This is a genomic window from Algoriphagus sp. oki45 (assembly GCF_036245605.1).
In the GTDB taxonomy this organism is placed as follows: domain Bacteria; phylum Bacteroidota; class Bacteroidia; order Cytophagales; family Cyclobacteriaceae; genus Algoriphagus.
The window spans coordinates 251125-269354 of sequence record NZ_BTPC01000001.1 but is presented as its reverse complement, the minus strand read 5'-3'; the positions used below and the strand labels follow the sequence as shown (position 1 = coordinate 269354).

At 43.9% G+C, this 18230-nt stretch carries 19 protein-coding genes and 2 tRNA genes; 4 read left to right on the top strand and 17 right to left on the bottom strand.

Annotated elements, in window-relative coordinates; translation table 11 throughout:
- Positions 1-12: 12 nt before the first annotated feature.
- A tRNA-Glu gene (locus tag AAA942_RS01180) sits at positions 13-84 on the bottom strand.
- Positions 85-159: 75 nt separating this feature from the next.
- Positions 160-231, bottom strand: a tRNA-Glu gene (locus AAA942_RS01175).
- 184 nt (positions 232-415) lie between these two features.
- Between AAA942_RS01175 and gap the strand changes: the two genes are divergently transcribed.
- Positions 416-1444 (top strand): type I glyceraldehyde-3-phosphate dehydrogenase, encoded by a 1029-nt coding sequence (gap, locus tag AAA942_RS01170; protein ID WP_338218389.1) that lies wholly within the window; start codon positions 416-418, stop codon positions 1442-1444.
- Here gap and AAA942_RS01165 read toward each other — a convergent pair.
- Genes AAA942_RS01165 through AAA942_RS01140 form a run of 6 tightly spaced genes read right to left on the bottom strand, consistent with a single transcriptional unit; the run spans position 1425 to position 5809 of the window.
- Complete coding sequence (locus tag AAA942_RS01165) at positions 1425-2483, bottom strand: VOC family protein (protein WP_338218388.1); 1059 nt, start codon at positions 2481-2483, stop codon at positions 1425-1427. The two genes, gap and AAA942_RS01165, sit on opposite strands and share 20 nt — an antisense overlap.
- Positions 2476-3180, bottom strand: a complete 705-nt coding sequence (locus AAA942_RS01160; RefSeq protein ID WP_338218387.1) for a TIGR04283 family arsenosugar biosynthesis glycosyltransferase — start codon at positions 3178-3180, stop codon at positions 2476-2478. Before AAA942_RS01160 ends, AAA942_RS01165 begins: the two co-directional genes overlap by 8 nt.
- Positions 3177-3809, bottom strand: coding sequence for a DUF6134 family protein (locus tag AAA942_RS01155; RefSeq protein WP_338218386.1), 633 nt, complete (start codon positions 3807-3809; stop codon positions 3177-3179). Before AAA942_RS01155 ends, AAA942_RS01160 begins: the two co-directional genes overlap by 4 nt.
- Positions 3778-4425, bottom strand: coding sequence for a TIGR04282 family arsenosugar biosynthesis glycosyltransferase (locus AAA942_RS01150; RefSeq protein WP_338218385.1), 648 nt, complete (start codon positions 4423-4425; stop codon positions 3778-3780). Before AAA942_RS01150 ends, AAA942_RS01155 begins: the two co-directional genes overlap by 32 nt.
- Entirely contained in the window at positions 4425-5477 is a 1053-nt protein-coding gene (gene arsS / locus AAA942_RS01145; protein ID WP_338218384.1) for an arsenosugar biosynthesis radical SAM (seleno)protein ArsS, read from the bottom strand. The genes AAA942_RS01150 and arsS overlap by 1 nt, the downstream gene beginning before the upstream one ends.
- Positions 5477-5809, bottom strand: coding sequence for an arsenosugar biosynthesis-associated peroxidase-like protein (locus AAA942_RS01140; RefSeq protein ID WP_338218383.1), 333 nt, complete (start codon positions 5807-5809; stop codon positions 5477-5479). Before AAA942_RS01140 ends, arsS begins: the two co-directional genes overlap by 1 nt.
- Positions 5810-6114: 305 nt before the next feature.
- Between AAA942_RS01140 and AAA942_RS01135 the strand changes: the two genes are divergently transcribed.
- Positions 6115-6750 (top strand): peroxiredoxin, encoded by a 636-nt coding sequence (locus tag AAA942_RS01135; protein WP_338218382.1) that lies wholly within the window; start codon positions 6115-6117, stop codon positions 6748-6750.
- Between the two features lie 68 nt (positions 6751-6818).
- Here AAA942_RS01135 and AAA942_RS01130 read toward each other — a convergent pair whose 3' ends face one another.
- The 5 genes from AAA942_RS01130 to AAA942_RS01110 are packed head-to-tail and all read right to left on the bottom strand — an operon-like array spanning position 6819 to position 11230.
- A complete protein-coding gene (locus AAA942_RS01130) occupies positions 6819-8117 on the bottom strand; it encodes a TRAP transporter large permease (protein ID WP_338218381.1) in 1299 nt (432 codons plus the stop codon).
- A 2-nt stretch (positions 8118-8119) separates the two neighbouring features.
- Positions 8120-8593: a TRAP transporter small permease gene (locus AAA942_RS01125; protein ID WP_338218380.1), complete on the bottom strand. Its 474-nt coding sequence runs from the start codon at positions 8591-8593 to the stop codon at positions 8120-8122.
- Positions 8590-9570 carry a TRAP transporter substrate-binding protein gene (locus tag AAA942_RS01120; RefSeq protein ID WP_338218379.1) on the bottom strand — a complete coding sequence of 327 codons (981 nt, stop codon included), beginning with the start codon at positions 9568-9570 and terminating at the stop codon, positions 8590-8592. Before AAA942_RS01120 ends, AAA942_RS01125 begins: the two co-directional genes overlap by 4 nt.
- Positions 9567-10238: a bifunctional 4-hydroxy-2-oxoglutarate aldolase/2-dehydro-3-deoxy-phosphogluconate aldolase gene (locus AAA942_RS01115; RefSeq protein WP_338218378.1), complete on the bottom strand. Its 672-nt coding sequence runs from the start codon at positions 10236-10238 to the stop codon at positions 9567-9569. The genes AAA942_RS01120 and AAA942_RS01115 overlap by 4 nt, the downstream gene beginning before the upstream one ends.
- A complete protein-coding gene (locus tag AAA942_RS01110) occupies positions 10238-11230 on the bottom strand; it encodes a sugar kinase (RefSeq protein ID WP_338218377.1) in 993 nt (330 codons plus the stop codon). The genes AAA942_RS01115 and AAA942_RS01110 overlap by 1 nt, the downstream gene beginning before the upstream one ends.
- A 46-nt stretch (positions 11231-11276) precedes the next feature.
- On the opposite strand from AAA942_RS01110, the gene AAA942_RS01105 reads away from it, so the two are divergent.
- Entirely contained in the window at positions 11277-12905 is a 1629-nt protein-coding gene (locus AAA942_RS01105) for a UxaA family hydrolase (RefSeq protein ID WP_338218376.1), read from the top strand.
- A 123-nt stretch (positions 12906-13028) separates the two neighbouring features.
- On the opposite strand, the gene AAA942_RS01100 is transcribed toward AAA942_RS01105, so the two are convergent.
- Positions 13029-13712, bottom strand: coding sequence for a hypothetical protein (locus tag AAA942_RS01100; RefSeq protein WP_338218375.1), 684 nt, complete (start codon positions 13710-13712; stop codon positions 13029-13031).
- 124 nt (positions 13713-13836) lie between these two features.
- Positions 13837-14118, bottom strand: a complete 282-nt coding sequence (locus AAA942_RS01095) for a DUF1330 domain-containing protein (RefSeq protein WP_338218374.1) — start codon at positions 14116-14118, stop codon at positions 13837-13839.
- A gap of 26 nt (positions 14119-14144) precedes the next feature.
- On the opposite strand from AAA942_RS01095, the gene AAA942_RS01090 reads away from it, so the two are divergent.
- Positions 14145-15476 (top strand): tagaturonate reductase, encoded by a 1332-nt coding sequence (locus tag AAA942_RS01090; RefSeq protein ID WP_338220020.1) that lies wholly within the window; start codon positions 14145-14147, stop codon positions 15474-15476.
- Positions 15477-15483: 7 nt separating this feature from the next.
- On the opposite strand, the gene AAA942_RS01085 is transcribed toward AAA942_RS01090, so the two are convergent.
- Both AAA942_RS01085 and AAA942_RS01080 read right to left on the bottom strand, forming a co-directional pair.
- Positions 15484-16875 (bottom strand): TolC family protein, encoded by a 1392-nt coding sequence (locus tag AAA942_RS01085; RefSeq protein WP_338218373.1) that lies wholly within the window; start codon positions 16873-16875, stop codon positions 15484-15486.
- A complete protein-coding gene (locus AAA942_RS01080; RefSeq protein ID WP_338218372.1) occupies positions 16872-18227 on the bottom strand; it encodes an HlyD family secretion protein in 1356 nt (451 codons plus the stop codon). Before AAA942_RS01080 ends, AAA942_RS01085 begins: the two co-directional genes overlap by 4 nt.
- Positions 18228-18230: the final 3 nt, after the last annotated feature.

The window sequence follows — 18230 nt, the reverse complement described above, 5'->3', positions numbered from 1 at the left end:
TTGACGTCTTAGTAGTCCGTACGGGAATCGAACCCGTGTTTTATCCGTGAAAGGGATACGTCCTAACCCCTAGACGAACGGACCATGAAACGGTGAAAAATAAAACTGATTTACGAAGGGAATATATTTTCATAAATCATTGTAAATCAGCATGTTAAGTAGTCCGTACGGGAATCGAACCCGTGTTTTATCCGTGAAAGGGATACGTCCTAACCCCTAGACGAACGGACCATTTTTATATTGAAAAACGTGCTTTTTCAAAAGGTTGTGCAAATATAGCGGGTCAAGTTTACAAAGCCAAAAGTGCTGCAAAAATTTCTTTGGAAAAAGGGTAAATCACTGAACCAAAGCCCTAAAAATTTGCTTGAATTACCATCAAGACTTTTAGCTAATTTCGTCCCGGAATAAAAACCCAATGAACTCAAGCTTACCCAAAATTCGAGTGGCCATCAATGGCTTTGGCCGAATTGGCAGATACACAGCCAAGTTGCTTCTGGACAACCCTCAGTTTCAACTGGTAGCCATCAATGACCTGGCACAGGCCGATTCCATAGCCCATCTTCTCAAGTACGACTCCATTCATGGAAAATTGGAAAAGCAAATCAGTCTTTCTTTACCCTATCTGACTATCGATGAGACAAAGACGCTGCTCCTTTGCCATTCCGACCCAATAAATCTTCCCTGGAAAGAACTGAACGTTGATTTGGTCTTAGAGTGTACCGGAAGATTTACTCATCGTGAAGGCGCAGAAAAGCATTTGAAGGCTGGAGCCAAAAGAGTAATTATCTCAGCCCCGGCAGCTGATGCCAGCATTCCAATGGTGGTATTGGGAGTAAATGATTCCATCTTGACAGGTAAGGAGAAGATCGTGTCCAATGCATCTTGCACGACCAATTGCCTAGCTCCGATGATCAAGGTCCTCGATGAGTATTTTGGAGTGATTAAGGGGTATGCTTCCACGGTCCATTCCTACACCAATGACCAGAATCTCCACGATGCTCCTCACCGGGACCTAAGAAGAGCTAGGGCAGCCGCCTATTCCATCATTCCTACTACTACCAATGCCGGCAAGGCATTGGACCGTGTACTGCCCTCTATTGCTGGTCGAATTGAAGCTTCGGCAATGCGGGTTCCTGTACCTGATGGCTCTCTGACAGACTTAATTGTAGAATTGGAAAAGTCTCCAAGTGCGGATGAAATCAATCAGGCATTCAAACAGGCAGCGAAAAGTGAAATGAAGGGGATTTTGCAGGTGGAATCAGACCCTATTGTTTCCATGGATATTATTGGCAACTCTCACTCCTGCATCATTGACGAAGCTCTGACCTCTGCCAAAGGGAATTTGGTGAAAGTAGTCGGCTGGTATGACAACGAATCCGGTTATGCCAATCGCTTGGTCGACTTGGCTATCAGGCTCAGTGCAATCAATCCTTTACTCGATTAATTGCAAGCATCCGGACCAAAAACGAGGGCAGGTTTTTGCGGTGATCACGAGATTTGAGGTGGATATACCAATTGAACTTTTCAAAAATGGGCACTTTATGAGTCTCGACCATTTCAATCAAGGTGCTATCCCGGTCTTCCAAATAACAAAAATGACCGGAAGCGGTGCCCATATCAAAGCTGTCTTCGCTGTCTACGGTAAAGGGATAGCCTGCTAGTTGAGCTTTAGCTTTTAAGTCATGCATCCCATTGACATCCAAACAGCAATGAATGAATCCCAAATCTCCCCAGTATCTGTCCTGAAAAATCCTGCAGGTCGGTTTCTGGTCCAACTGCACCAATTCTACCTGAGCCTTGCACAAAAGGGCACCAAAAGCTCCCGGATTTAGTCCTTTCATCTCAAGCAAGGTTCTGGAAGAGGTTCCTACATCGTTTTCCCACTTGGCCTGGTGGTTTTTTTCCAGATAGACTTGTTCACTAAAACCCAAAATATTTTGGTACAAAAGTAGAGACTGATCAAGATCACTGACTCCTATACAAACGCCCAATACACCTCCATGCAATGACTTTCCGGATTTGAACCAAGATTCGGATTCGCGGATTTCGAACAAATTGGCAAAGGGATCACGGATGAAAAAACTTTTGGTGCTGTCTGGGTGAGTAAAGATGGGAGTCACGACTTCTGCCCCGCATTCCAACAACCATGCCTTGGATTTGAGCACATCCCGGCTGCGAATCTTCACTGCGAAAATTCCCAAATCCCCCCAACTCGTTTTTCCCTGATAAGCAGTGGGCTTGCGACTGGTAAATTGCCAGATTTCAAATCCTCCTCCACCCTGCATATTCATCGCCAATACAGCATGCCGGGAGTGAACTTCTCCTCCAGTATACCCTTTCATAAGGTAAGCTTCCGCTTTGTCCTGAAAAATAGGAACATCCATTCCAAATGCTTTTCGGTACCACTTCCAGGACTCTTCCAGGTTTATAACGCCAATACCTACCTGTTGAATCCCGTTTAACTGATAGCCGAAGTCACCCATGTTTCAAATGTTTTTTGTATGTTTTTTTCAGGGACTCAGGAGAAACTCCCATGTGGAACAGGATAAAGATATAAAGATTAACCAGCTGAACCCTTAGCCAGGAATTATTTACATATTTTCTATGAGAAACTACGATGGATTTTGGGATTATATAGAAGGACCATCTTTTTTTAATTCGTCGGACTAGTTCAAAATCCTCCATCAGGCAATAGTCCGGCTTAAATCCGCCCAACTTTTGGAATAAACTGGTCGAAATAAAAAGCGTCTGATCTCCTCCTCCCGAAAATGGACCGTTGAATCGAGTGGCCCAACCGTTGATCTTGAGAAGCCAATGGTCAGAATCAAATTGGTAGCGATAGCACCCTGCCCTAACCCCATTCAATCTGGCCTCTTGAATATCCATGGCAAAACTGGGAAGGGGTCTGGTATCGGCATGCACGAAGTAAAGCGTATTTCCCTGAGCCGCTTTAGCCCCGAGGTTCATCTGCCTGGCTCTCGAGGCTTCTTTTAATTCAAAAACTTTAGCCCCAAACTCTTGGGCTACTGCGACGCTGTTGTCTTTGCTCCCTCCGTCCACCACAATCAAATCCACGACGAATTTTCCTCCATGAGCGGAAATCAAGGGGAGCAGCTCCCGGAGATTGGCCTCCTCATTCAAAACCGGAATGATGACAGACAGTTGAAATAAACCATTCATTTTACCCTTCTGATTTGATAATTTTTAATCGGGTTTTCAAGTACGATCTTATCTAGCTTTCCGGATTGATAGTAATAGCGGTTTTTATTTCCGTTGATTTCAATTTCATACACACCAGGTTCAACTTGGATAATCCTCTGAGCTAATCCATAGACTTCAGAGAGGAAAATATCCTGAGGACTTGGCTCTTCAAAAAACAGCTTGGTGCTGCACCAGGCTAAAGGTCCTGATACAGGTATTCTATTTTCAAATTGGTACGAATCAGCTTTTACCTGGTAATGATCCCCATCCCAGCGGACTAAAGAAAAAAAATCTCCCCGGTTGGTTTTACTTGTGGAAGTGGTCTTGACAATATGGTCTTTCAGAAAAAAGGACCGGTTTTGAAACCGCACATCCACCCCTCCAAAAAACCAAAACTTAACTTGACTGTTAACTTCATAAACGAGGCTATCTTTCCTATTCTTATCCCGGGTGGCCTCGAGCTCTCCGATCTTTATACCCAAAACCACCACCTCAAATAGAGCCACATCTGCCTCTTGCGCAGGTGAATTTTGAGAAAAGAGCATCAAACCAATCAGGAAAAGAAGAATCCTACCCTTACTTCTGATGGTTTTCCAGTTTTTTCTCATCCCATCCCAATTTTTCTTTCCACTCAGAACCCTGACCAAAGAGCCGGATCAAATCCTCTTCTGTATCCAAATCACTCAACTGAACCAACAACTCCGACTTTAAACGAAAAGCTCTAGCCCGGCCCAAGGTTTCTTTCAAAACTGATCCCGTACTCCAGGCAATGGATCTGAATAGTTCGGGGTGCAGGGATTTCAGGCCCAAAAGGTAGTATCCTCCATCCTCTGCAGGTCCTATCACCACTTCATTTGTCTCGAGTTTGCTTTCTGCTTCCAGTAGAATCTCCGTGCTGAGCTCAGGACAGTCCGTCCCAATGATAATTGCTTTGGAATACCCCATAGCAATTACTTCATGAAAAGCGTTTTCCATCTTTTCACCCAAATCATTTCCTTTTTGAATAAATGCTTGGTATCCAAACCTACTTTCAGACTCGGGAATGAACGAAGAATAGAACACTAAAACATCAAAGCCTGTCTTCTCTGCCTCCTGAAAGGTCAACTGGATCAGATTGAGGTAGATTTGCAAGGCCTTACGATCTCCTATACCGGCAGCGAGTCTGGTTTTCACCTTGCCCAATTCGGGGTTTTTCTGAAAAATAATCAGCGCAGTTTTTTGCATTAGGCTGTGGCCCCTCCGCAGCTAGAACCCGCCCCGGCAGTGCAACCGAAACAGTGATTGTTAATTTGTATTGATCTGTTGAGAAGTGACTCGGTGTTCCATTCAGCAATATGCTGAGAAGCTCCTTTTTCTACTTTCATTTCCAACATTTGATTGAAATCACAATCATAAAGATAACCATCCCAGCCGATCGAGAGCGTATTTCTGCACATGACTCCTGCAGCTGCGGAAGGATTGTAGGCATTAATCAGTTTTTCCATATAGCCTTCATAATTCTCAGATCGAACCAGATATTCCAAAAACCTTGAAATAGGAATATTGGTAATGGTAAACAGAGAATTGAAGTGGATGCCATATCGGTCGAGCAGCTTCTTTTTGAATTCCAATTCCAATTCACTTTGATCCCCGGGAAGGAAAGCACCCGCGGGATTGTAGACCAGGTTTAAAACCAAATCCGATCCTTCCATTCCATATCCGACCTGATTGAGTCTCAAAAGTGCATCAATTGATTTTTCAAAAACTCCGTCTCCTCTTTGAGAGTCAGTTCTGCTTGCTGTGAAATAAGGCAATGAAGAGACTACCTCTACCCGATTGGTTTTGAAGAAATCAGGCAAATCATGAAACCGGGGATTAGCCAGGATAATGGTGAGATTGCACCTGACTATAATCTTTACATCCTGCCGGGAGCTTCGAATTTCCTCTACCAGCCATCTGAAATCAGGATTCATCTCCGGAGCTCCCCCGGTCAAATCCATTGTGTGAATACTGGATTCAGACCGAATCACGCGAAGACATTCGGCCATCGTGGCTCTAGTCATGATCTCTTTTCGGTCAGGACCCGCATCCACATGGCAATGCTTACAGACTTGGTTGCACATTTTGCCCAGATTGATCTGGAAAATCTCCAACTGAGTGGGCTTCAATGGAAAAAGCCCAGAAGAATCCAAATAATCGGCGAAAGAAACTGATCTATCAAAAATCGGAGATTCTAGGACCTCAAATGCTCCTTTAGGATTGGCTAAGGAATGCTTTAATGCTTTTAACGACTTCATTACATGGACAATTCCTTGATCTTATTCATCATTTGGGTGCCGTGAACCAAAGATGCCCCTCCGCGGATAGCCGCTGCAACGTGTACAGCCTCCATCATTTGCTCCTCATCACAGCCTTTTTCCAAAGTATCTACAGAATAGGCATCGATGCAGTAAGGACATTGAATGGCATGAGCTACAGCGAGGGCAATGAGTGACTTTTCACGGGCAGTAAGTGCTCCTTCTTTAAAAACCTCGGCATAATAGTCGAAAAACTTATCTCCCATTGCTTTTTGCAACTCGGTGATGTTGCCAAATTTTTTCAGATCCTCTGGATTATAGTATGTTTTCATGGAATAGTTTGGTTTTGAATTCAGATACGAATTAGGATTTAAAATTGGATTTTGATTTGATCAAAAAAGCTAAATAAAAACCTAATGAAAAAGCCATTTTTGATCTAAGGAAACCCAATAATCACTGGAAAAGTCAACTGACTGACAATTTTGATTTTACCAAAACCCTTAGCATTCTCGAATTTTTTTAAAGATTCAATATCAATCGCCACCCCTTCCAAGACGAATTTCAACCTTGATTTTTCTCAAATAAAAATTACGCTATATTTACCCTATAAATTCTATAGACATTAAATATTAATAAAATGAGCTTAAGACTAGGAGATGTAGCACCGGATTTTACCGCCGAATCAACAGAAGGTGATATCCGTTTTCATGAATTTCTTGGAGACAGTTGGGGAGTATTATTCTCCCATCCTGCAGACTTCACTCCAGTATGTACCACAGAATTGGGTGCTGTAGCTAAACTCAGGGATGAATTTGTCAGAAGAAATGTGAAAGTAATTGCATTAAGTGTAGATGGATTGGAAAGCCATAGAAGTTGGATTGGGGATATTAAAGAAACCCAAGGAACCGCAGTCAATTTCCCAATCATCGCTGATCATGACAAAAAGGTTTCCTCATTATATGACATGATTCATCCCAATTCCAATGAAAATTTCACCGTGAGATCAGTATTTGTTATTGGTCCCGACAAAAAAATCAAGCTGATCATTACCTACCCTGCAAGTACAGGCAGAAACTTCGATGAATTATTGCGTGTGATTGATTCTCTGCAGCTGACAGCTAATTACTCTGTAGCCACTCCAGCCAACTGGAAGCATGGTGAGGATGTGGTAGTGGCTCCGGCGATTCCTACAGCAGACATTCCATCAAGATTTCCAAAAGGGCATAAAGTCATCAAACCCTACCTAAGGACTACTCCTCAACCAGACCTGTAAAACCTAAGAAGGCTGTCTTTGCGTGAGACAGCCTTCTTAATTCCAATAATTTTTTATTTTTCCAGTCCTTAAATCAAGTCAAAAAGACGAGGAAGGAATAGCGTAATCGCCGGGAAAATCATGATCAAGGCCAATGCTACAATCATGGCCAAAAAGAAGGGAATCAGAGGCCGAATGACCTGAGTCAGAGAAATCTTGGCTATTGAAACTCCAACAAACAGCAACGAACCTACCGGAGGGGTGCACAATCCGATACAAAGGTTCAACACCATCATAATTCCGAAATGCACAGGGTCTATCCCTACCTTAGTAACCACTGGCAAAAAGATCGGAGTGAAAATCAAAACGGCTGGTGTGATATCCATAAACACCCCAACGGCCAAAAGAATCAGATTGATCAGAATCAGAATCACCCATTTATTATCACTTACATTCAGCATAAAATCGCTGATCATCTGCGGTATATCCTCTGCAGACATTACCCAAGACATACTCATGGATGTGCCAATCAGTAGCAAGACGACAGCGGTGGTTTCCGAACTTCTGACTAGAATCCCTGGCAGCTCTTTGAGTTTTAATTCTTTGTAGGCAAATGATAGAACCAAAGTATAAACCACAGCAATCGCCGAGGCTTCTGTGGCAGTGAAAACTCCGGCCACAATCCCTCCGATCACCACGAAAAGCAAAAAAAGACTGGGTAAAGCTCGCCTAAAGGAGGTGCCCAATTCACCTAGACTAACAGATTCTCCACCTTTGATTTTGTGTTTTTTGACAAAAATGGCCGCGCAGACCATCAGTGTGAGACCGAGGAGTAGGCCAGGCAAGTAGCCTGCTACAAACAGGGCTGCAATGGAAACTCCCCCGCTTGCCAGTGAATAGATGATCAGAATATTCGAAGGAGGAATAATCAGGCCTGTTGTGGAAGAAGTGATGTTTACTGAAGCTCCCAGCGTCTTTGGATAGCCTTCTTCGTCCATTCTTTTGCCCAAAATACTGCCAATTGCAGAGGCAGCGGCAGCGGCAGAACCGGCAATAGCCCCAAAGAGCATCGCAGCGATAATATTCACGTATAGTAATCCCCCGGGAAGCCTGCCTGTCAGGCCTTTGGCAAAATCGATCAGTCGGTTGGCAATCCCTCCCCGATTCATGATTTCTCCCGCCAAGACAAAAAAAGGAATCGCCAAAAGCGCAAAACTATCCAATCCCGTGGCCATCCGTTGGGCGATGGTGGTCGATGCCGGTAGAGCTGACACCGTAATCAGCAAAGTGAAAAAGCTCGAGAGACCCAAACTCCAAGCCACCGGAACGCCCAATACCAGCAAGGTGACAAAACTTAAAATCAAGATAACAATACCGATCCACTCCATGATTAAGCCTTGTTTTTTACTAGTTGGACAATATGAAACAAATGATAGTATACCACTAAAGCACCTGAGACAGGAACAATCCCATAAATCCAAGAAAGTGGAATCTGAAGTGTAGCTGATTTCTGCTCAAGAATCTGGGTGATGTAGACCAAATTCCCTCCCCCGATGATCATCACAAAGAGCCCAAACACAATGACCAAAGTGTGGATGAATAATTGGAGATATAGCAATTGCTTTCCTTTCAGTTTCTCTGGAAGAATATCAATGGCCAAATGACCGTTTTTTCCTGAAACATAGGCTGCGCCTGCCAATCCCAGCCAAATCATCATGTACCGGGACAGCTCATCAGTAAAGGAACTGGGATCTCCCAAAACATATCTGGAAAAGACCTGCCAGGTCACGTTGACCACCATCAGACCCATCAGGACTGCAATCAATACTTGAATAAATTGATCCAAAAAGACTTTGACTTTCATTCGCGTGTATTTTGGATTCGTTCGATCAGGCGAGCCAAAACGGGATTTTCAGCTTCTACCTGATCATAAATAGACTGTACTTGTTCACGGAAGGCATCCTTGGAAGGGTAAGAAACTATCACTCCTGCTTTTTGAACTTCACGCATGGATTCTTCCACGGATTCTTTCCAAAGTTGCGCTTGATAGACTGCCGACTCATCAGCTGCCTCCTGAAGCCACTCTTGTTCTTGGGGATTGAGCTCCTCCCAAACCTTGGTACTGACCAACACCACATCTGGCACCATAGTATGTTCATCAATGGAGTAATACTTGCAAACCTCATAATGCCTTGAATTGTAAAAGCTTGGAGGGTTGTTTTCTGCCGCATCGACGATCCCTTGCTGAAGGGCCGTGTAAAGCTCACCATAAGCTACCGGAGTCGGAGATCCACCCATAGCCCGGACCATATTGATTGCCATTTTGGATTCTTGGACCCTTACTTTCAATCCGGCAAGATCTGCTGGAGTCTCTACAGGTTTGTTTTTGGTGTAGAAGCTCCTTTTGCCTGCATCATAAAAGCAAAGGCCACGAAGCCAAAACTTCTGGCAGCTCAGCAATAGCTCGGTTCCGATTTCCCCATTCAAAACCTGATTGGTATGAGCATCATCCCGGAAAAGAAAGGGGATTCCAAAAACACTAATTTCTGGAGAAAATGCCTCCAAAGAAGCTGCAGAAACCTTGGTCATCCCTACACTTCCTATTTGAAGAAGCTCAATCAGTTCTCTTTCGGTACCCAATTGCTGATTGGGATAGACTTTCACTTTGATCCTGCCTTTGGATTTCTCTTCCAGCCTTTGTGCCAAAAAAACCATGGCATTGTGCACCGGATGGGCAGTGACTTGGGCATGGCCCATTTTGATGATTTTTACTCGTGAATCCTCTTTGCATCCTGTCAAGGCCAACAATAACAAGAGAATGAGCGTCAGTTTTGGGTTCATTGGGTTTGTTGTTCTCGAATAGACTCGATGATATTCATTGCATGCTTTACTCTTTCCTGAATCTCTCCAAAAGCTCCCCGATTGATCAGGTCTTTTCGGAAAAGCTGGGACCCCATGCCCACACAAAGCACTCCGGCACCAAACCATGCTTTCATGCTTTCAGCGGTGGGCTCCACCCCTCCTGTTGGAATGATTTCGATTTGGGGCAAAACCGCATGGACCGCAGGCACAAACTCAGGTGTGAGAATATTGGCAGGATAGATCTTTACCAATTGGGAACCAAGCTGTTGAGCAAAAAAAACTTCGGAAACGGTTCCGCATCCCGGAATCCAAGGCACATCAACTTTAGCACAATACTCCCCCAATTTGGGGTTCATGACAGGGGCTACGATAAATTCAGCCCCCATATCCAGAAACTCCTCTGCTTCAAAAGGATGGTAAATCGTTCCTACTCCCAAGTATAAACCTGGCATCCGACTGGCTGCTTCTCTGATTTTGGGAAAAATGGATTTCGCTTCTTTTCCCCTATTGACCATCTCGATCACTCGAACTCCCCCTTCATAGGCAGCAAAAAGTAAGTCTAAGCATACCTGCTCATCCGGGTGAAAAAATATCGGCATCATGCCTCCTGCATGCATGCGTTGAATAAATGGACTTGGGTTTCTCATCATCGTTTGATTTTTCCGGTGGCTTCTCCCTTCGTTAGTTCTAGTACTTCTTCAAGGGAGCAAAGCAGTACATCACCAGGTACACTATGCTTCATAGCTCCTGCAGCCATGGCAAATTCAATAGCCTCCTTGGGTTTCATTTCCAAAAGACCATAAATCAATCCTCCCGCAAAAGCATCTCCTGTCCCTACCCGATCCACAATATGCGTGAGTTCATATGCGCGGGAAGAAAAAGTTTTCTTTTTAGCATAAAGTGAAGCTGAGAGGGTATTGCTGGAAGAGCTATGGGAAATCCTGTCTGTTTTCACAATATATTCCAGACGATCAAATCGCTCGAAAGCCATAGACCTGACTTCTGCAAAGCTTTTGAAATCTTCTCCCAAGCACTGCTTGAAATCCCGAGAACCGGCAATCATCACGTCCGTGAGTTCCATTAATCGAGGCATGATTTCATCAGGTGATTTCCCAAACTGCCAGAGATTGCTACGGTAATTCAAATCTCCACTTACTTTCACGCCTTTTTGGGCAGCTACCTCCAGGGCTTGAAGGGTAATATCCGCACAATTTTGGGACAAAGCCGGTGTGATTCCCGACCAATGAAACCAATCGGCCCCATCCAGAATTTCCTCCCAATTCAGGGCTTTGGGATCAAGCAGGGAAAAAGAAGACCCAGCCCGATCGTAAATTATCTGACTGCTTCGCTGCATGGCTCCATGTTCCAGAAAATAAATCCCCATCCTTCCGGGAGAAAACTGGACAAAACGGGTATCAATCCCAATATTTCTGAGCTTGCCTGCTGCAGACCGACCTATTTCGTGGTCCGGAAAAGCAGTGACATGAGCTACATCCATTCCCCAATAAGCCAAAGCTGCCCCCACATTGGCTTCGGAGCCACCAAATTCCACATCCAGAGAAGTGGTCTGAAAGAAACGCTGATTGCCGGGAGGTGATAGCCTGAGCATGATTTCCCCGAGGGTTACGATTTTCTTCATGGAAGAATTTTTTTCTCTAATTTGACCAAGTTAAGCAATAATACAAATGAACAATACGGTCCTCCTTTTGGATAATTCTGACAATGTGGGTGTGGCATTGATGGATCTTTTTCCGGGAAATCAGGTAATGCTAAATGGGAAAACCATTGAAATTCAGGATTTTGTAGCAGCAAAGCACAAATTTGCCATGCGGGCCTTTGCTCCTGGAGAGGAAATTTACATGTATGGCACTATCGTAGGGGAAGCGACCCAGGCCATCCCGGAAGGTGGCGCGATCACCCTGCAAAACATCCGTCACAAGACCAAGAAATATCAGGTTCAAACTGGAGGGTATAGCTGGAATTCCCCGGATACCTCTTCTTGGCAAGACCAAACCTTTATGGGATACAAACGGTCTGATAATCAGGTAGGAACAGCTAATATTTGGCTGGTTTTGCCGATGGTTTTTTGCGAAAATACGAATGTCCAACTCATGCAGGAAGCCTTTGAAAATGCTTTGGGATTGAAGAAAATGAACCCCTATGAAAGGCAGATCCGAACCTTGATTTCAGGCTTGAATGGAGAAAAATTTACGGAATCGGTTGCGCAAAAAACAGAGATCTTCGAGTCAAAAATCTTCTCCAATCTGGACGGAATCCGCTTTTTGACCCACTCCATGGGATGTGGAGGAACAAGGCAGGATGCCGAGACTTTGTGTGCTTTGCTTGCCGGATACATTCATCATCCCAATGTGGCAGGTGCTACGGTTTTGAGTTTAGGCTGCCAAAATGCGGAGGTTCGGATCCTTCAGGAAAAACTTCAGGCATTAGGCTGTACCAAACCCTTGGTCATCTGCGATCAGCAACAATCAGGAACCACTGAAGCCCTGCTCAACCGAGCCATTGAGGAAACTTTCCAGCAGCTTATAATAGCCAATCAGGCAATGAGAGAACCAGTACCTCTTAGTTATCTGACCATAGGATTGGAGTGCGGTGGATCGGATGGTTTTTCGGGGATTTCGGCCAATCCTACCTTGGGAGCAGTCTCAGACCTGATTGTTGCCTTGGGAGGAAAGGCTATCCTTTCGGAGTTTCCTGAGCTTTGCGGGGCTGAAGAGAATCTTATCCAGCGCTGCGAAAGCCCTGAGCTTGCCCAAAAATTCATTCATTTGATGGAAACCTACAATGAGGCAGCAAAACGGGTAGGAAGCGGTTTTGACATGAATCCCAGTCCGGGAAACATCAAAGATGGACTCCTTACCGACGCGATTAAGTCCTGTGGAGCAGCAAAAAAAGGGGGAACTGCGCCAGTATCAGATGTCCTCGACTACACCGAGTATGCTACCAAACCAGGACTCAACTTGCTCTGCACTCCAGGAAATGATGTGGAGAGTACCACGGGATTGGCTGGAAGCGGAGCCAATATCATCCTCTTCACCACAGGGCTCGGAACACCTACTGGAAACCCTATCGTACCGGTAATCAAGGTCTCAAGCAATTCCAAATTAGTGAAGAAGATGCCGGATATCATCGACTTTGATGCCGGAACGATTATCGAAGGATTGGACACACCCCAATCCGCAGGTGAAAAACTTCTGAAACTGATCATCGAGGTAGCTAGCGGAAAGAAAAAGACCAAGGCAGAAGAAAAGTCTAATTTTGACTTTATCCCCTGGAAAAGAGGGGTCTCACTTTAACTTTTTCCTTATTCATAATCCTAAAAAGCACCTCAAAAAACAAAATAGCATCAGGTCAAACCCGATGCTATTTTTATTTATCCTAAGATGATGTAAGGTCTATTTAGGACTAGTCGTCAAAGCTTATTTCTTGTTTTTGAGCGTGGCCATAGCTACTGATCTTCCTTGACCATTGGTAGGATTGAAATTTCCTCTCACGACACCTGTTCCTTTTAGATTTGCAAATCTTCCGGTGCCACCTACAATCTCCACCTCTGCGATGAATGAAGAAAGCGTTTCACTTACCGGAGTAACGGTATTTTTGAGATTTTTAAACCAAATAGAGTTTCCTCTTTTATCCACCGTGATAGAACTGACCTCATCGGGTACATTTGTGATTCCCAAAGCCTCCAATTCAGCTCCAAATACACCGGTGACAGGGGCACCAATGGTTACCAATTCGGATCCTTCAAAAAAGGCAAATTGATTGAGAAAGCTATTTGCCCTCCCCATCCGAGTAGCCAAACCTTCGCCTGTACCTGGGTAAAATCCCGGTGCTGGACCTCCTACATATCCCTCTCCTGGAATAAAAGTCAACTGGTTTTGAAAAATTTCAAAATAATTGAAATTTCCGGAAAGACGCAGACCAAAGGGGCTTCCTGCTTCTTGGTCAAGTTCTTGCCATAGCGCAAGAGCCTGATCATAAGTAGGATCGGCTACCTCCTGAGCATCCAGTACGGGTTCTTGATCTACGGATTCCGAGCAGGACCAAAGAGCGGCAACTAAGAAAGCTGCCAAAGCCAAAGGCTTTAGAAATTTGATTTTCATTAGATGATTAAGTTAGGTGATTGAAATAGAATGTTGAAATATAATAAGAAGTTGGGTGATTTAAACATACTCACTACTAACAACATATTTTTTGCAGTTTATACCAATAAAAATGCCAAAAAAATCAGCCCACGATAAAAAAATTGGCAGAAGAACCTTTTGCCCGAATTTCTCTCGCTTTTTTATAGGCTTCTGAATGATACCAGTCCAAGGCTTTTTGACGATCCGGGAATTCCAACAACACCAAACGATCGTGCTTCCACTCGCCCTCTAAAGCTTCCACAGGAAGACCCCGAATTACAAACTTGCCTCCGAAGGGTTCGATACTCCCAGGGGTCAATTTTTTATATTCATCGTAAACTTCATTATCATAGATATCTACTTCTACAAGTACAAATGCTGACATAGTTTGAAATGTTTAATTGACCGAAACTGAAAAAAAAATTTCAAATGCCAAACCCTACCATTCATATCCTTCAATTTGGGACAGGAAATTTTCTCCGAGCTTTTTTTGAGCCCATGGTTCAAAATTTGAATGAAAAAGATATCCCCTTGAATATCTGTATCATACAAAGTACAGGTGGAAATACCCTCGAAAAACTAAGCGCCCAAAACTTTCAATATCATGTCTGTGTGGCTGGTATCCGAAATGGTACCGAAGTACAGGAAATCCAGAAAATAACGTGTGTAAAAGACGGTATGAGTCTCCCTGAGGATAGAGAAAAGTTCATGGGTTTTGCCTCCCAGTCTGAGGTCAAATGGATTGTTTCCAATGTAACTGAGGCGGGAATGGTATGGAAGGAAGAAGGACCGCAGGAAAAATTTGCGGAATCCTTTGCGGGAAGGATCACCCAATGGCTTATTAAAAGATTTAACCAACTGCCGGAAGCGGAAACAATCATTTTACCCTGTGAATTGATACCAAAAAATGGGGACCTATTAAAAGAGTTTGTTGTAAAGCATGCACAAAACTGGAATCAGTCGGCTGATTTCTTTTCTTGGCTAGACCAAAATGTATTTTTCTTTAACAACCTTGTGGACCGAATAGTCCCGGGATTTCCCAATCAGATGGATTTAAAGGAAAAGGAAAACGATCCTCTTTTGGTACAAACAGAACCTTATTCTTTTTGGGCTATAGAAGGTAAAAAATCCCAAAGCCACCTACTCCCCTTTTTGAAGGCCGATGTTGAGGTGATTTTAGAAGAAGACATACAGGCTTACTCGCTCAGAAAAATCAGAATCCTCAATGGATGCCACACTTATATGGCTGCGAAGGGAATGGTTCTTGGGTTTCAGACAGTCGGTGAATTTGTGGCCAACGGGGAAAATCTTTCCGCATTAAATACAATGGTAGAAAAGGAAATCATTCCATTTCTGGGCATGAATGCTGATGATTTGAGAATTTACAAAGAGGAGATTTTTGCCCGATTTGCCAATCCCTTTGTAGCTCATCGCTTGGAGGATATCATGCTCAATGCTACTGCCAAATTCAAGAGCAGGATACTTCCAATGATGACGTCATTCCATGAAAAAAACAATGGCCTTTATCCTGAGGAAATCACCAAAGGGTTGGTGTATCTTATTCTTTTTTATCTAAAAAATCCGCAGAGAGTTAAGGATACATCTGAAGTAAGGGGCATTTTCGAGCAAATCCCAACAGAATTTTCCACTAAAGAAAAACTCCAGTGGGTCACAAATAATTTATTCGGCCTAGCATGGAGTCCTACCCTTGATAAAGCCTATCAGGAAATCAGTTCTGAATAAGCTGGATTTATTCAAAACCTAGGCCGGCAGCATACCTGGCCTTAGCAAAGGAAACCCGAAGTTTGGCAGCTAGATCGTTTAGGGTAACTCTGGAGTCAAAAACAGAGACTTCTCGGGCATTGACCAAGAAAAGACTGCTTTCTCCGATTTCAAACCGTCTCGTCTCTCCTTTCAAAAGCATTTCCAAACTAGTTACATTGTCCTGAAAGGTGATAATCTGACGGTTCAGAATGGTCCAGTTGTTCAGCTCAGTTTCCAGCTTATTTCTCAGTTGTAATTCCTTCAGATCCCGGGAGTTCTGCTTGAAATCAATTTTAGCACGAGTCAAGCCAATAGCTCCACGGGTTTTTCTCCACAGAAGGGGTGTGTAGACGGATACTCCCCATTTGTAATTGTTTTCGAAGAATGGAGACTGATCAAAATCGGAGATCGACTCAGTCAGAAAGTTATATTTTAGCTTCACCACAGGCAGAAGTTGCTGCTCCTTGAGTCTTCGCTCCACGTCCAAACTGGCCAATTCAAAATCAGTCAGCATCAACTCTGGGTGACTGGGAACAACAGCTCTCAATTCCTCAAAATCAGGAACTTTTGAAAACTCCTCAAATAGACCTTGAGGGACTGTACCTTCCGCTACCTGCATGGGCTCGGCATTTTCATTCCACAAAAAGGTATTTAGCTCCTGAGTGGTAGCGAAAAATACATTTTCGGCAGTCTGCAATCGGTACTGCCTATTCAAAAGTTGAGAAAACGCTTCTACGGTATCAATTGCCGCCAGATCTCCCTGCTCATAGCTCCTTTTGATTGCTCTGAATCTGAAATCTGCCAACTGGACCCCTTCTTGAAAAACCTTGAGGTTTTCGAAAGCCTGAGCCCACTTCCAATACATGTCAGTCGCAGAAAGATGTAACTCATTCAGCAGCCTGACACGCTCCACTTCAGTAGATTGCTGATAGATTTGTGCAATTCTTAGTGCTGCCCGCCGATCATCGAGGATTAATCCCTGCCCCAAGTTCACTGCTGCTCCTGCAGCGATCAGTCCATCTGTAGGCACAGAACTCTCTGAATTGAGAAAAGACCCAGTATTTTGCTCAAAAGTCCCTGTTAACTCCACACCCATCCAGGTAGGAATGACGACGCCAGCCTCTCTTTTATCATAGTAAGTGGTCTCCTTGAATTCCTTTTTGTCAAGGTTCCCAAAAACCATGGGATCAAAGCTTCCCCTAGCTTGCCGGACTTCCATTTGTCCCATGCGAAGATTGATTTCGGCCTGAGCAGAAATGGGATGATACAGCCTTACCCACTCCAAGAAATCCTCAAATCTTAGCTGGAGTGTGTCTTGCGCAAAAGAGGAAACTGAAAAAAGAAGCTGAATACAGCAGCTGACGATTAGTTTTTTCATTTTTTAGCAGAGGCAGTATTATCCTTCTCTTCTTGGGTATAATAATCAGCAGGGAAGCCGTTGAGTTGTCGCCAAATCTCATACCATACAGGTACATCATTGAGCAGTGCAATTCCATCAGCTCCAGAGCCAATGCGAAGCAAATCAGGCCAAGCCTCCTCCCCAGGATCTTCAGTCACCAAAACCCGATACATATTATTAGGTCCGGCAAATTGATCGATGGCGACTACAGTACCACCAAATGTCCCATTGGAAATCTGTGGCCATCCTGAAAAGACAATAGCAGGCCATCCGTCAAAAATAAAGCGAACCTTATTTCCCACTTTAATAAGAGGTAAGTCTACGGGCTGCACATACATCTCTACCGCCAAATCGGCCTCAGATGGAACGATCTGAACGATTTCTGCTCCTTCCTTGATCGTCTCTCCAATTCCCACTTGAATTGCCTTAGCGATATAGCCGTTTTGGGGAGCAAGAATATGCCTGAAATTGGTGCGCTGGGCGTAATTGGAATATTGATTTTCCAATTTGGTCACTGAGGCTTCTGCGTCAAATTGGGATGACATGGCAGTGTACATATCGGATTCGGCTTTGGCCAACTTGTCCTGAAAATCATTGTCAATGGCTCCCAATTCAATTTGAGCTGTAATCAAATCATTCTTACTGCTGAGAAGCTTGTTTTCAGATGAAATCAGCTTGGCTTGAACCTCCTGAAACTTCAAGCGTCTACCCTCCAAGGTGGTCAGGGAGTTTAATCCTTCCTTGAAAAGCTGCTCAGCTCGCTCCATTTGATACTTTCCGATATCAAAATTGACCTTGGCTTGCTCAAATTCTATACTGTCTGACTGGACTTTCAGCTCTGCTATTCTCAGTTTATTCTCTGCCTGCTGAATTTTCAGAATGTTGTTTCTTCGCAAGGCGGCAATCTGATTTTGAAGAGCTTGAACTTTTTCCCCGTAAGATCGCGCAGATTGAGACTTGGCATCTACCTGAAGCTGGGTTCTCGGCAAAAGTAAAGTATCGAAATATTCATCCTTGATTTCTGACACCCGCAAAATCGTATCTCCTGCATTGACAAAGTCCCCTTCAGCCACGTACCATTTTTCGATTCTTCCTGCAATGATAGAATGAATCGTCTGAGGACGCTGATCCGGTCTGAGTGCGGTTACATAGCCTTTGGAGCGGATATTCTGAGTCCAAGGGAGAAAAAGCATCAAAAACATGGATATTAAAACCCAAGTCAAAATACGGATACGCTTCTGACTTTCCTTTTGTGGGAGAGTCATAACCAGACTTTTAGAACCACTAAAAGGTATGGTATCCTTAATTTTATTGGAAGTGATGTTCATCATAGC